13 protein-coding genes are annotated in these 13,285 nt (G+C 70.5%); 8 read left to right on the forward strand and 5 right to left on the reverse strand.

Annotation, left to right across the window (positions count from 1 at the left end; genetic code table 11):
• Together ACN263_RS18330 and ACN263_RS18335 are read left to right on the forward strand one after the other, a co-directional pair.
• Window positions 1-1,461: an NAD-dependent succinate-semialdehyde dehydrogenase gene (locus ACN263_RS18330; protein WP_422735612.1), complete on the forward strand. Its 1,461-nt coding sequence runs from the start codon at window positions 1-3 to the stop codon at window positions 1,459-1,461.
• Between the two features lie 138 nt (window positions 1,462-1,599).
• The gene (locus ACN263_RS18335; protein WP_422735613.1) at window positions 1,600-2,826 is read left to right on the forward strand and encodes an iron-containing alcohol dehydrogenase; all 1,227 of its coding nucleotides are present in this window, start codon (window positions 1,600-1,602) and stop codon (window positions 2,824-2,826) included.
• A 14-nt stretch (window positions 2,827-2,840) separates the two neighbouring features.
• Here ACN263_RS18335 and ACN263_RS18340 read toward each other — a convergent pair whose 3' ends face one another.
• Window positions 2,841-3,662 carry a nucleotidyltransferase domain-containing protein gene (locus ACN263_RS18340; RefSeq protein ID WP_422735614.1) on the reverse strand — a complete coding sequence of 274 codons (822 nt, stop codon included), beginning with the start codon at window positions 3,660-3,662 and terminating at the stop codon, window positions 2,841-2,843.
• The gene (locus ACN263_RS18345) at window positions 3,659-4,333 is read right to left on the reverse strand and encodes a nucleotidyltransferase domain-containing protein (protein WP_422735615.1); all 675 of its coding nucleotides are present in this window, start codon (window positions 4,331-4,333) and stop codon (window positions 3,659-3,661) included. The genes ACN263_RS18340 and ACN263_RS18345 overlap by 4 nt, the downstream gene beginning before the upstream one ends.
• Window positions 4,334-4,493: 160 nt before the next feature.
• On the opposite strand from ACN263_RS18345, the gene ACN263_RS18350 reads away from it, so the two are divergent.
• Both ACN263_RS18350 and ACN263_RS18355 read left to right on the forward strand, forming a co-directional pair.
• Window positions 4,494-5,417, forward strand: coding sequence for an AEC family transporter (locus ACN263_RS18350; RefSeq protein ID WP_422735616.1), 924 nt, complete (start codon window positions 4,494-4,496; stop codon window positions 5,415-5,417).
• A 174-nt stretch (window positions 5,418-5,591) separates the two neighbouring features.
• On the forward strand, window positions 5,592-6,080 hold the full coding sequence (locus ACN263_RS18355; RefSeq protein ID WP_422735617.1) for a hypothetical protein: 489 nt from the start codon (window positions 5,592-5,594) through the stop codon (window positions 6,078-6,080).
• 186 nt (window positions 6,081-6,266) lie between these two features.
• On the opposite strand, the gene ACN263_RS18360 is transcribed toward ACN263_RS18355, so the two are convergent.
• Window positions 6,267-7,538, reverse strand: coding sequence for a CehA/McbA family metallohydrolase (locus tag ACN263_RS18360; RefSeq protein WP_422735618.1), 1,272 nt, complete (start codon window positions 7,536-7,538; stop codon window positions 6,267-6,269).
• Window positions 7,539-7,742: 204 nt separating this feature from the next.
• Between ACN263_RS18360 and ACN263_RS18365 the strand changes: the two genes are divergently transcribed.
• Window positions 7,743-8,750 carry an RNA polymerase subunit sigma-70 gene (locus tag ACN263_RS18365; protein ID WP_422735619.1) on the forward strand — a complete coding sequence of 336 codons (1,008 nt, stop codon included), beginning with the start codon at window positions 7,743-7,745 and terminating at the stop codon, window positions 8,748-8,750.
• A gap of 190 nt (window positions 8,751-8,940) precedes the next feature.
• Here the strand turns inward: ACN263_RS18365 and ACN263_RS18370 are convergent, their stop codons facing one another.
• Together ACN263_RS18370 and ACN263_RS18375 are read right to left on the reverse strand one after the other, a co-directional pair.
• Window positions 8,941-9,525, reverse strand: a complete 585-nt coding sequence (locus ACN263_RS18370; protein WP_422735620.1) for a dihydrofolate reductase family protein — start codon at window positions 9,523-9,525, stop codon at window positions 8,941-8,943.
• Window positions 9,526-9,607: 82 nt separating this feature from the next.
• A complete protein-coding gene (locus tag ACN263_RS18375) occupies window positions 9,608-9,835 on the reverse strand; it encodes a hypothetical protein (protein WP_422735621.1) in 228 nt (75 codons plus the stop codon).
• 412 nt (window positions 9,836-10,247) lie between these two features.
• Here ACN263_RS18375 and ACN263_RS18380 point away from each other — a divergent pair, with 412 nt between their 5' ends.
• The 3 genes from ACN263_RS18380 to nhaA all read left to right on the forward strand — a co-directional run bounded on the left by ACN263_RS18380 (window position 10,248) and on the right by nhaA (window position 13,245).
• Window positions 10,248-11,246 carry an MFS transporter gene (locus ACN263_RS18380; RefSeq protein ID WP_422735622.1) on the forward strand — a complete coding sequence of 333 codons (999 nt, stop codon included), beginning with the start codon at window positions 10,248-10,250 and terminating at the stop codon, window positions 11,244-11,246.
• Window positions 11,247-11,481: 235 nt separating this feature from the next.
• Window positions 11,482-11,853, forward strand: coding sequence for a hypothetical protein (locus ACN263_RS18385; protein WP_422735623.1), 372 nt, complete (start codon window positions 11,482-11,484; stop codon window positions 11,851-11,853).
• A 105-nt stretch (window positions 11,854-11,958) separates the two neighbouring features.
• A complete protein-coding gene (gene nhaA, locus ACN263_RS18390; protein ID WP_422740735.1) occupies window positions 11,959-13,245 on the forward strand; it encodes a Na+/H+ antiporter NhaA in 1,287 nt (428 codons plus the stop codon).
• Window positions 13,246-13,285: the final 40 nt, after the last annotated feature.

The following is a 13,285-nucleotide window of genomic DNA, read 5'->3' on the forward strand; positions in this document are numbered from 1 at the left end:
ATGAGTGACCCGATGACCGTCCTGGCCCCCGAGCACCGCCGGCTCCGGATCGGCGACGCGTGGCGCGACGCCGCGAGCGGACGCACCTTCGCCGTCGAGGACCCGGCCACCGGCACGACAATCGCCGAGGTGGCGGACGCCGGTGTCGTCGACGGGCTCGCCGCCCTGGACGCGGCGAGCACGGCGATGGCGGGGTGGGCGGCGACCCCGCCCCGCAAACGGTCAGAGTTGTTGACCGCGACGTACCGGGCGTTGATCGAGCGGTCCGAGGACATCGCCCGGCTGATCACGCTGGAGATGGGCAAGCCGCTCGCCGAGGCTCGGGCGGAGGTCGGCTACGGCGCCGAGTTCTTCCGGTGGTTCGCCGAGGAGGCGGTACGCGTCGAGGGGCGCTACAGCACCGCCCCCGCAGGTGGATACCGCGTCCTCACCGTGCCGAAGCCGGTCGGGCCGTGCGTCTTCGTGACGCCCTGGAACTTCCCGCTGGCCATGGGCGCCCGCAAGATCGCTCCCGCGCTGGCCGCGGGCTGTACGACGGTCACCAAGCCGGCGGGCCAGACGCCCCTCACCATGCTGCTCCTGGCCCGCATCATGGAGGAGGTCGGCGTTCCCCCGGGCGTCGTCAACGTGGTGACCACCAAGCGTTCCGGCGAGGTGGTCTCCGCGTTGCTGGCCGACGGTCGGACCCGCAAGCTGTCGTTCACCGGCTCGACCGAGGTCGGGCGGGTGCTGCTCCGGCAGGCCGCCGACAACGTACTGCGTACCTCGATGGAACTGGGCGGCAACGCGGCCCTGATCGTGTGTGCGGACGCCGACCTGGACGTCGCCGTCGACGGCGCGATGGTGGCCAAGATGCGCAACATCGGGGAGTCCTGCATCGCCGCCAACCGGATCTACGTCGAGGAGCCGGTACGCGAGGAGTTCACGGCGCGCTTCGCCGAGCGGATGGGCGCGCTCTCGGTCGGTCACGGTCTCGACGACGGTGTGGACGTCGGTGCGCTGATCGACGAGGCCTCGGTCACCACGATCGACGACCTCGTCGCCGACGCGGTCGACCGGGGCGCCCGGGTGCTGGTGGGCGGTAAGCGCCCGGACGGGCCGGGCCACTTCTACCCACCCACCGTCCTCGTCGACGTGCCCGACGAGGCACGGATGCTGAAGACCGAGATCTTCGGCCCGGTGGCGCCGATCATCTCCTTCACGTCCGACGACGAGGTGTTGGCGAAGGCCAACGACACCGAGCACGGTCTGGTCGGATACGTCTTCACCCGCGACCTGGCGCGGGCGCTCCGGTTCGCCGAGGGCCTGGAGACGGGGATGATCGGCATCAACCGTGGGCTGATCTCGGATCCGTCAGCTCCGTTCGGGGGCGTGAAGCAGTCCGGGATCGGCAAGGAGGGGTCGCACGAGGGCATCCTCGAATACCTCGACCTCACCTACGCGGCGATCGACCTGCCGTGACCGGCCTGCTGCTCCGGCCGCCCGGCGCGCGCACCCGCGCCACCCGGGCGGCCCGCCCTGCCGACGCGCCCCGGTCCCGCAGGTGACCTGGGCTTACGTCCCGCACATCGCCGCCGACGTTCCGAGAGAGGCACCGACATGCTTGAGACCGTCCGCGGACCACGCCAGCTGATAGTGGGCGAAGGGGTCGCGCAGAACATCCCCCGGGTGGTGGCCGAGAGTGGCTCGCGGGTCCTCGTCGTGACCGACCGGGTTCTCCTGGGCCAGCCCGGCGTGGCCGAGATCGTCGCCGCCGTCCGGGAGAAGGTCGACGCCGTCGAGGTGTTCTCCGACGCGACGTCGGACGTGCCACTGACCGATGTCGCCCTGGCCGTCTCGGCCGCCGCCGAGGTGGACGCCGACGTCATCCTCGCCATCGGGGGTGGCACGGTGATCGACCTCGCCAAGATCGTCGGCGTCATTCGGCGCCACGGTGGGACGCCGCGCGACTTCTACGGTGAGTCGAAGGTGCCCGGGCCGACGCTTCCCCTCGTCGCGGTCCCGACGACGTCCGGCACCGGCTCCGAACTCACCCCCGTCTCGGTGTTGACCGACCCGGACCGGGCGCTGAAGGTGGGCGTCTCCAGCGTCCACATCGTGCCCGACTTCGCCATCGTCGACCCCGAGCTCACCTACACCTGCCCGGCGACCGTCACCGCCCACTCCGGCATCGACGCGTTCTGTCACGCGGTGGAGAGCTACACCGCGCGACCCCGGCCCCACGGACCGCGTGACCCGGTGGAGCAGGTCTTCCTCGGCCGCAACCCGATCACCGACCACTACGCGCTGCTGGCCGCGGAGCGGATCGCCCGTAGCCTGCGCCGGGCGGTCCGGGACGGCGGCGACACGGAGGCCCGCGCGGACATGTCCTACGGGTCCATGCTCGCCGGACTCGCCTTCTCGCACGCGGGCAACGCCGCCCCGCACGCCCTCCAGTACCCCATCGGCGCAGCCACCCACACCCCGCACGGCCTGGGCGTCGGGCTGCTGCTGCCGTACGCGCTGGACGCGGCCAGAGACGCCATCGGCGAGCGGCTCGCCAACCTCGCCAGGGTGTGCGGGCTCGACGTGACCGACGCCTCGGATGCCGAGGCCGCGGACGCCTTCCTCGCCTGGCTCGACGGGCTGCTCGCCGACATCGGCATCCCACCGAGCCTGGCGGACATCGGCGTGGCCCGCGCCGACCTCCCGCGTTTCGCGGAGATGGCCGGCGGTGTCACCCGGTTGATCCAGAACCATCCGGGCCCGACGGACACCGCCAGCCTGACCGCGATCCTCGAAGCGGCCTGGACCGGGGACCGGAAGGTGTCGGTCACGCGGCACTGAATGCCGCCCGCCGTTCAGCGTCGCTGGTCGTCCCCCCTCCGCTCCCCCGGCCTCGGACCGGCAAGGGCGACGGGTCGGTGGCCCGGGTACCCCTGTAGTCGGGTGCGTACCACCAGATCGTGCAGGGCCGCCACGGCCGCCGGCGCGGCCTGCTCGGGCAACGTCGAGGCGTCCCGGGCCGCCTCCAGCTCGGCGCGCAACCGCGGCACGTCGGTGGCGAGCCGGGCCGCCGCGCCGGCGGGCAGCGGCCCGTGCTCGGCCTCCCGCTTGGCCGCGATCAGATCCGGTACGTACGGCAACTCGGTGCCGAGCACGCCGAGATCTGTCTCCACCCGGCCGGTGCGCATGAGGTGGATCCCGGTGAGCAGCACCCGCAACGTGTACAGCGCGGGCTTGAGCTGCCCGGTCTTCGCGGACAACCGCTCCTGGCCGGCCGCGAACCCGAGGTAGTGGTGCGCGTGGTGCCGGGTGACCAGGCGCGGGGCCAGCGCGACGAGTTCGGCGTGCACCGTCGTCGTCACCACCACCAACGGCGACAACACCTGCTCCAGTACGTACCCGTTGCGGCTGTTCAGCAGAGTGGCGAACTTCAGCAGGTCGTGACTGACCACGTCCAACTCGACGCCCTCGCGCACGCCCATGTGCTGCAGGGTCTGCGGACCGGTACGCAACCCGACCACCTCCTCGGCCGGGAGCAGGTGCACGGCCCGCAGGTCCAGGTCGGAGTCGACGGACGCGAATCCGTACAGATGCGCACCGCTGACGGTGGCGAACAGCACCGGACGGGGTAGCGCACGCGCCACCTCGCCGGCCCACGAGGGCACGTCGACGGTCATGACAGGTTCCTCTCCCGTACGGCCTCAAGGAGCCGATCCACCTCGGCCCGGTCAGCCTGATCGGGCAGCACGGTAGCGGCCGCCGCGTCGGCCAGGTCGTCCAGGAGTTCCGCCGCCCAGGCGTTGACCTCCGCCCAGGGCACCTCGCCGCGCCGCACCGCGAGCAACCGCTCACGCAGGTGGCGAACGTCGACCAGCACCTCCCCGGTACGCAGCACGTGCGCTCCGGCGATCAGCAACCGGATCATGTGCATGGCCTGTTTGTGATTCGTCTCGCCGGTGCGCTCGCGGCGGGCCGCCACCCGGTTGAGCTGGTCCCGGGCATAGTTGCCGTAGGTCTCGGCCACCCGTGTCGACAGGAACGCCCGCCGGGCCGCCACCAACCACTCACCGTCGACCGTGATCGACTCCACAAGCGGTGACCACAGCACCTCCAGGACCGTCGGGTTGCCCTGCAGGGCCAGCGCGCAGAAGCGCTCGAACTCCCAGGAGAACTGCTCCGGCGCCGGACCGTCGAGGTGCGTCGGCGGCTTGTCCAGGTGCCAGAAGGCCCGCGTCGGCGCCACGTACACACCCCGCCGGTCGTGGTCGGAGGCGCTGTCATGCAGTCCGTACGCCCGCGACCCGACCACGACCGCGAGCACCGTGTGCCGCTCCACAAGCTCGATCACGCCGGGCACGCTACCCAACCACCGCCGCGCAGGCGCCGCACTTTTCCGGCGGGCCGCGCCGCAGCCGTCGGGTACGCCCGGAAAGCCGTGGATGAGCCGGCTGTCTGCCCGGACCGGGCGGATGCGAGGCTGAACCTGTGACGCACCGATCGACCCCCGGATGAGCCTGGCGTCGGCGTTCGTACCGATCTGGATCCTCACCGTGGTCGGCTACGTGGCCTGCCGCCGTGGCCTACTGGGCGAGGCGGTGGCAGCGGTGCTCGGCCGGTTCGTGTTCCATCTGGCGATGCCGGCCGCCCTGTTCCTGGCACTGTCCCGAATGCCGCTGTCCGGGTTCGCCGGCCGCGCGCTGCTCGCCTTCGGGGTGAGCACCGCCGCGGTCATCGGGTTCGGCTGGGTCGGCGCGAGCCGGCTGTTCGGTCGCCGCCCCGACGAACGGCCGATCTGGGGCATGGCCGCCGGGTACGTGAACTCGGCGAACCTCGGCATCCCGATCGCCACGCAGGTGCTCGGCGACGTGTCGTTCCTGGCGGCGGTGGTGCTGCTACAGGTGCTGGTGGTGACGCCGGTGATCCTGATCGCCCTGGACCGGCACACCGACCCGGCCGGGCGGGTACGGATCCGCCGTATCGCCTCCCTGCCGGTACGCAACCCGGTGATCCTGGCGTCGCTGCTCGGTGTGGCGTGCTCGGCGGCCAGCTTCCGGCTGCCGTCGGCGGTCGAGGTGTCGCTCACCCTGCTGGCGGGTGCCGCGGTGCCGGCCGCCCTGGTCGCGCTCGGTGCGTCGCTGCACCGCACCACGCCGTCGCGGGCAGAGCCGACCGGGCCGGCCGAACTGGTCGTTATCACCGTGCTGAAGCTCGTCGCACAGCCGGTCATCGCGTACGCGGCCGGGCTGGCCCTGCGCCTGCCCGCGCCGCAGTTGCTCGCCGTGGTGGTGTGCGCGGGCCTGCCGACGGCGCAGAACACGTTCATCTTCGGTCAGGAGTACGGCGTCGGCGAGACGGTGGCCAACCGGGCGGTACTGGTGACCACGACGCTGTCGCTGGTCACCCTGGCCGCGGTGGCGGCACTGCTCGGATAGGCCCGTCGCGTCACATCGACGAGTTGCTGGGGCGCTGCCGCTCCACCAGTCCCGCCTCGCACCCAGTTGCAGGTCTGGGGATCGGTGCTCGTCGGCCCCGAAAACCGGTCCCACCCGTTCGACCACCGCTGGTAGCGTGCGCCGAACATTGAAGATCACGGGGGAGACATCGAAATGAACCGAAACCGACTCATCCTGATCGGCTTGGCCGTCACAGCGGCGATCGCAGTGTCCGGCTGCGATCCGCAGCCCGAATCCGCGGACACCGCGACCTCGCCGTCCCCGGCGGCCTCGAGCGCCGCCCCGACCGGCGGCACGGCCAGCGCGACGACCAGCACCGCGGCCAACGACGCGGCCACGGTGAAGGCCTGCGCCGACATCAGGAAGGACATCAAGGACAACGCGGCGAAGATCACCAAGGCTGAGAAGATCGGCCCGCCAGCCGGGCACTTCGCGGTCAGTGCCCAGTGGGCCGCCGGCTCCGTCGCGATCCTGGCGCACTCGATCGGCGCCAACGAGGCGGTCACCGCCGCCTCCGAGAAGATCCAGGACGAGATGATGGCTCTGAGCGACGCGTACAACAAGTCGGCCGACGCCAAGCCCAGCAAGAAGGCCCTGGACGCCGCCATCGAGGAGCTGGACGCCGCCTGCTCGGCCAGCTGACCGAATCGACCACGCAATCGGCGGCGACCCTCATCCGGACGGTCGCCGCCGATTCGCGTGTCGGCCGTGCGTAGACGCCGCCAGCAAGCAGAGCTCCGACGACGCGGAAACGCCGCAGTCCGGTCCCGGACCGGCGGGCACAGCCGACGGTGGCTGCCCCGGCCGTGCCGGCACCGGCGCGGCGGATCAGGGGCGGAGCCACCAGGGGCTGGTGTAGGCCACCGCGAAGTCGTTACACGGGTGACCGGCCGGGCCGGGGGTGCCGTTGGGCAGGGACGGATCGGAGATCCGCAGCACCACCCAGTCACCGTCGCTCACATCGAGCGGAACGGTGAAGTCGGTGACCTGACCGTTGACGGTGTCGATGACATCGACGACGGTCGGCGCCGAGGTACCGGGACGCAGCACCTGGATCCGCAACGGCTTGCCGTCCCAGGCCGAGCCGCGGTCAAGGTCCAGCAGGAACCGGACGTCGCCGGCGGTCACGTTCAGCACCCCACCCATGCGTACGCCGTTGGCGGTGGCGTCCACCCGAAGGCCCGAGACGCGGGTGGCGAAGGACCGGCGGGCGGCCATCGCCTCGAACACTGCGGCGCGGGTGTTCTCCGCGACCCACAGGCCGCTGCGGCCCTTACCCTCGTGAAAGCCCCAGGTGGTGCCGTGCTCGTCGGTGACGCCGGTCAGCGCCGGCCGCCAACCCGCGTTCAGGCACGCCAACAGCGGTGACGTCACACCCGACGACCACCCTTCGAAGAGGAAGTCGTCGGTCCGGTTGAACATCTCCAGGCCCACGAGCTGATCCCGGACCGAGGAGTTGAACGAGAAGTTGTCGAACCGGCCCGCCTCCCGACCTGGGTGGTTGAAGCTCGCCAATCCCCCGGGCCGGCCGGTGAGCCAGTTGTACAGGCTGCCGGGGCTGCTGGCGCGCAGCAGGTCGGCGAAGTCGGAGGTGTTCCAGACGTTGATGTGCCCCTGCAGAGGATGCGACCACTCGAACCCGCGGATGGCGGTGAACCGCCCCGGATCGTTGGCCGCGTTGGCCAGGTCACCAGTGGTCCGCCACTCCGACGAGCTCAGCCCGTCGATGGCGAAGAGCGTGGCGTGGTCGGTCAGCGCGGCGACGTCCAGACCGGCCTCACGCATCGAGGCGAACGCCGCTTCTGCGCTGCCGTCACCGTCCGACATGACCGTGTGGTTGTGCATGTCGGCGTGGACCAACATCGTGCCCTGGGTGATCCGGGACGACCGGCCGGCACCGACCGCCGCGGTCGGGGCGCCGGCCATCGTCGTGTCGGCTGCCCGGGCCGCGGCCGGCAGCGCCGCCAGCATCAGTGTCCCGCCGGCACCGGCCAGCAGCGTCCGCCGGGCGAAGCCGGTGGGGACCGCAACCTGACCGTACGGCACCTCGTCGTCGGATCCGTGGTCGTGGTGGCAGTGGTGCGGGTGATGTCCAGTCATGGATACATGGACACCGATGGACCTGACGGGGACGTCACGCCGAGCCGTCAGTCGGACGAACAGTGCTCGACGGTCGCCGAACCGATGCCGGTGACGGCCGCCGCCGTGACCGACGGGACGGTGTCAGTGGATGACCGATCAGAAACCCTCCGCTTCGTCGTCAGTTCTGGTGGCCCTCCTGCCCGGATGGAAGGATTCATGACCATGACCGACGCTCGACCGCGGGGCGACGACGAGGCCAGGTTCATCGCGGCGGTCCGCTCCCGGGACACGGCGCGCTTCGCACAGCTGACCGAGCGGCACCGCCGGGAGTTGCAGGTGCACTGCTACCGGATGCTTGCGAACTACGAGGACGCCCAGGACCTGACACAGGAGACGTTCCTGCGAGCGTGGCACAAGCGAGAGTCGTTCCGGGGCCACGCGGCCCTGCGGACCTGGCTGTACCGGATCGCGACAAACGCCTGCCTCGACTTCCTGGAGAAGCGCGACGACCGCACGCCCGTGACTGCCGAACTGCCGGACGAGGGCTCGGAGGTGCGCTACCTGCAGCCCTACCCGGACCGGATGCTCCCGCCGGACCCGCAGGAAGCGGTGGTGGCGCGGGAGACGATCGAGCTGGCCTTCATCGTCGCCGTCCAGCACCTGCCGCCGCGGCAACGGGCGGTGCTCATCCTGCGCGACGTTCTCGGCTGGCCGGCGTCGAAGGCCGCCGACACTCTCGAGTTGACCGTCGCCTCGGTGACCAGCGCACTGCAGCGGGCACGCGTGACGATGCGGGAGAAGCTGCCCGACCGTCGCCTCGACTGGCGGAGCCCCGCCACGCACGAACTGTCGACGGACGAGCGTGCCGTGGTGAAGTCATACATCGACGCTCATGAGCGCAATGACGTTGACGGACTGACCGCCCTGCTGCGTGACGATCTGCGCTTCGCGATGCTTCCGACGCCGGGCACCCTGGTCGTCACCGCCAAGGAGGCGGTCGACGGCTGGGTCTCCAACGGGCTCTTCCAACGCGGCTACGACGACTGGCGCTGTATCACCACGACGGTCAACCGCATGCCGGCGGCCGTGCTGTACCGCCGGACCCCCACCGACCCGAGGTACCGGCTGTTCAACATCGCGGTCCTGCACATCGTCGACGGGAAGATCGCCGAGCTCACCGGTTTCGACGCCACCGACAAGCCATGGCTGGACCTGCCCCCGACGCTCTGAACACGGCCACCCGGCGGTGATCCACACGAGGTCGCCGAACTCGGGGTATCCGGGGGCGGTTGATACCCCCGGGTCGGCGATGTCGAGTCGATCACGCCGGTCCGACCACCCCGCCGGGGTTGCCGGCGGGGCAGCGAGCACGTCGGCAGGCGGTTGGCCTGGTCGTACGAGCTGAGCACTCGGCTCGTGTCTAACGTCGTGTCTCGTATCGGGTCAGCACGACGCCGCCGGGAAAGGTTCGCGTCTCCACGAGGTTCAGGTTCACCCAGTTGTCCAGCGCGGTGAAGAACGGCGTGCCGCCACCCACCAGGACCGGATGGGTAACCAGGAGGTACTCGTCCACCAGCCCGGCCCGCATCGCCGCCGCGGCAAGCGTCGCGCCGGTGATGTCCATCGGGCCGCCGTCCTCGGCCTTGAGCCGCTTGATCTCGGTGACCGCGTCGCCGGCGACCAGGCGGGTGTTCCAGTCGACCGTGCTGATCGTCGAGGAGAACACCACCTTCGGCATGTCCCGCCAACGGCCGGCGAACTCGATCTCCGCCGCCGTGGCGCCGGGCTGCTGGTCAGCGGTCGGCCAGTGGGAGCTCATCGTCTCCCACAGCTTGCGCCCGTACAGCGCCAGGCCAGTCGCCCCCACCCGGTCGGACCACCACTGGAACAGCTCGCCGCTCGACGACGAGTCCGGTCCCTCACCCCCACTCCAGCCGAGGTCATCGCCGGGCGCGGCGATGTAGCCGTCCACCGTCACATTCATCCCGAAGGTCAATTTCCGCATGCTGCCAGCCTTCCGTGGGTTGATCTCACCGGTACAGACGGACACGGCGCCCAAACCTCATCGGTCGTAGCGCCACATTTGTTCATCTGCCCCGCCTGCGGACGATCAGCGCCAGGACGCCGAACGCGGCCGCCGTGATCGTGCCGACGGCGGCGATGCCCGACGTGGCGGTCGCGTCCGCCTCACCCCAGCTCGCGAGCACCGTCAACAGCACCACGGTCAGGAGTCCACTGCCGGCGGTGAGCCAGATCCAGCGCGCCATGACGCCCTCCCGGCCGCCCTCGTTGCCCGTGTGGTCCGGGAGATTCATCGCAGTCCCCTTGTCCGCGCTTCGCCAGTCGGTCGTCCTGACCGGGCGCTTGCCGCCACCTTCCCTGCCAAGTAGACAGTCAGCGATGAGAATATGCGAATGGGAGAGCGCCGATGAGATTCCCATGCTCATACCGACAATGCGGTCATACTCGTGAGAATCGGGCTTGGCCAGGCCCTCGATCATGATCGACCGTGACGCCGCGCTGGCAGGTGAGCAGCGACGGAACAGCCAGCTCCACTCGCGGACGCTCCCGGCCCGAAGGTGGCCTGGCATCGTCCCGGAACGCACGGAACAGCGTCGGATGAGCACGCCCGGAGACGCCGGCACGGGCACCCAACTCGTTCGAGGTGCCTCTCAACGGGGTGCGCTACGGCCATGGGTCGGAAGCGCAGCGCGGGGATAGGTCATCGTGGATGACGCGGCGGGAGCAGCGACGCTGCTGGGTGTCTTCGTGGTGGCGACCCTGCTGTCGGCGGTAGCGGTGGACTACCTGATGTTGCTGGCGGCGCGGGTCGTCGTGGCGCTCAGTCAATCGGTGTTCTGGGCGGTGGTCGGGCCGGCAGCGGCCAGCCTCTTCCCGCAGCGGGTACGCGGCCGGGCCATGTCGACGGTCTTCGGCGGCTCGGCACTCGCACCGATGCTCGGCGTACCGGCAGGGACCTGGCTGGGCCAGCAGACCGGTCGGCGGTGGACCTTCGTGGCGCTGGCTGGTTTCGGCCTGCTCGCGCTCGGGCTGGTCGTCCTCCTGATGCCAACGACACCGGTCGGAGCCACACACGCCGCGACCGGCACCGCGCCGAGCGTCCCGCGCTACTGGATCTTGGTTGCGACCACCATCCTCTCCATCACCGGGCTGTTCACCGCGTTCACCTACACCGCCCCATTCCTCACCGACGTGAGCGGCTTTCCCGCGGCGGCGATCGGCCCTCTGCTGCTGCTGCGGGGCCTCGTCAACTCCGGTGGAATCGCGGTCGCCGGCGCCGTGGTCGACCGCAGTCAGCGAGGGACCATGGTGGGCTCGCTCATCGTTCTCGTGGTCTCGCTGGTCGGCCTGTACCTGTTCTCCGGCTGGCAACCGGCTGTGGCCGTGATGCTTGCCCTGTCCGGGTTCGCGCTCGGCGCGCTGACCCCGGCCCTACAGAACCGGGTGCTGGAGGTGGCACCGGGCAGTTCGGACCTGGCGTCGGCCGGCAACTCGGCTGCCTTCAACCTCGGTATCGCCGGTGGGGCGCTCCTCGGCGGGGCCGTGCTGTCCGGATCCGGCGCCGCCGGCACCGCACTGGCGGGTGGCCTGGTCGCCGCCGCTGCGCTGCTGCTCGTACTGGCCGAGCCGCTGATCGCCCGCGACAGCCGGCGGCAGCGGGCCGTCGACCGCTCGGGTAGCGCAACTGTCACCAACGACGCGTGAAGGGGCCGTACGGCGCCCGGTCTTGCACCGCCGATGCCCACCGGTGACGTGCACGACGACGCCGGCCGCCGCGCTCATCGACGACACGTTCATCCCCGGACACGTGGGCCTGCGGCGATGTGGGCGGGGAACGCCGGTGCGGACAGCCAGAAGATCCCTGCGCGTCTATCGTTGGATCCACGCTCCCGGCCGTCTGAGTGTCGGGTCTGGATCGCCACGAGATGAGACCGAAGCCGTGAACGCTGCCGACGAAGCGGAGAACCGCAGGGTCGCGCTGATCCGGGAGCTGGCCGCGGGCGGGCTCGGTGTCGTAGCGACCTCGTTCCTCGCCGTGGTGTTGTTCCCCGCCGAGGAGCCCGTCGGGCGTGTGCTGGTGATGGCAACGGCCTGCGGTCTGCTGGCCACGTCGTTGAGGGATTGGCGCGCGGCACTGGTCACGGCGACGATCGCCGAGGGTGTCTTCCTCACTGTGCTCACTGACGGCGCTCCGCCGGCTCCTGCCCCGTTGGGCTTCACCCCGGTCTTCGTGGTGGCGGTGGTGTTGGGCGTGGGTAACAGGCACCTGCGACTGCTCGCGCGCGGTGACGAGGCCCACCGCCGGCGGTAGTCCTGGCAGTCCGGTCGAGCCCGGAAGTGCCGGTACGATGGGTCCCGGTGCGCCGGGAAGTCTGGTCGGCAGGTGGATCCGACCCGTCTTCCGGAAGCTGGCTGCATGACATCGAACCCCCAGTCGCCCCCTCGCGTCCTCGGCCGCGGATCCTGGACCGAAGCACGTCGCATTGCCGACGTGCTTCGCAAGGAGACGATCGGCGGCGCGCTGCTGCTGACCGGCGCCGTCGTCGCGCTGATCTGGGCGAACTCGCCGTGGGCACATCGCTACGAGGCAATGACGGGGCTTGTCGTCGGCCCCCACGCGCTACACCTTGACCTGTCGCTGGCGACGTGGGCCGCCGACGGGCTGCTGGCGGTCTTCTTCTTCGTCGCCGGTCTGGAACTCAAGCGTGAATTCGTGGCCGGTGACCTGCGTGATCCCCGTCGGGCTGCGGTCCCCGTCGCTGCAGCGGTCGGCGGCGTACTCGTCCCGGCCTTGCTCTATGTGATGCTGAACGCGGGTGGCGCGGTGCAGGGTTGGGCGGTCCCGACCGCCACCGACATCGCGTTCGCTCTCGCCGTGCTGGCGGTGATCGGCCGGCATCTGCCGAGCGCGCTGCGTACCTTCCTGCTGACCTTGGCGGTGGTGGACGACCTGCTGGCGATCGTGATCATCGCAGTCTTCTACACGACCCATCTCTCGGTGCTGCCGCTACTGGCCGCCGTGGTGCCGCTGGGCTTGTTCATGCTGCTGGTGCAGCGTCGGGTGCGTTCGTGGTGGCTGTTGCTGCCGTTGGCGTTCGCAACGTGGGCGCTGGTGCACGCCTCCGGCGTGCACGCCACCGTCGCCGGGGTGGTGCTCGCCTTCGCCGTCCCGGTCCTGCGCTCCAGAAGCGCCGGCCCGGGGCCCGGCTTGGCCGAGCACTTCGAGCACCGATTCCGGCCGATCTCCGCCGGCGTCGCGGTGCCGGTCTTCGCGCTGATGTCCGCCGGCGTGGCTGTCGGTGGACTCGCCGGCCTGGCGCAGGCGTTCAGCGACCCCATCGCCATGGGCATCATGCTCGGCCTGGTCGTCGGCAAGCCGCTGGGCATCCTGCTGGCAACCTGGCTCGTTGCCCGGTTCACCCGGGCTGAGCTGGACACCGGACTGGCCTGGATCGACGTGGCCGGACTGGCCGTGCTGTCGGGCATCGGGTTCACCGTCTCGCTGCTGATCGGCGAACTCGCATTCGGCATCGGTACCGACGCCGACGGCCGGGTAAAGATCGCCGTGCTGGCGGGTTCCCTGATCGCCGCGGCGCTCGCCACGATCATTCTGCGCACACGCGATCGCGCGTACCGACAGATCCTCGAGACCGAGCAGGTCGACCGCGATCATGACAACGTTCCCGACATCTACCAGCGGTAGACCGGGGCCCGGCGGCGGCGTCCACCAGATCGACGTGGCC

Source organism: Micromonospora sp. WMMD729, assembly GCF_049315225.1.
Classification (GTDB): domain Bacteria; phylum Actinomycetota; class Actinomycetes; order Mycobacteriales; family Micromonosporaceae; genus Micromonospora.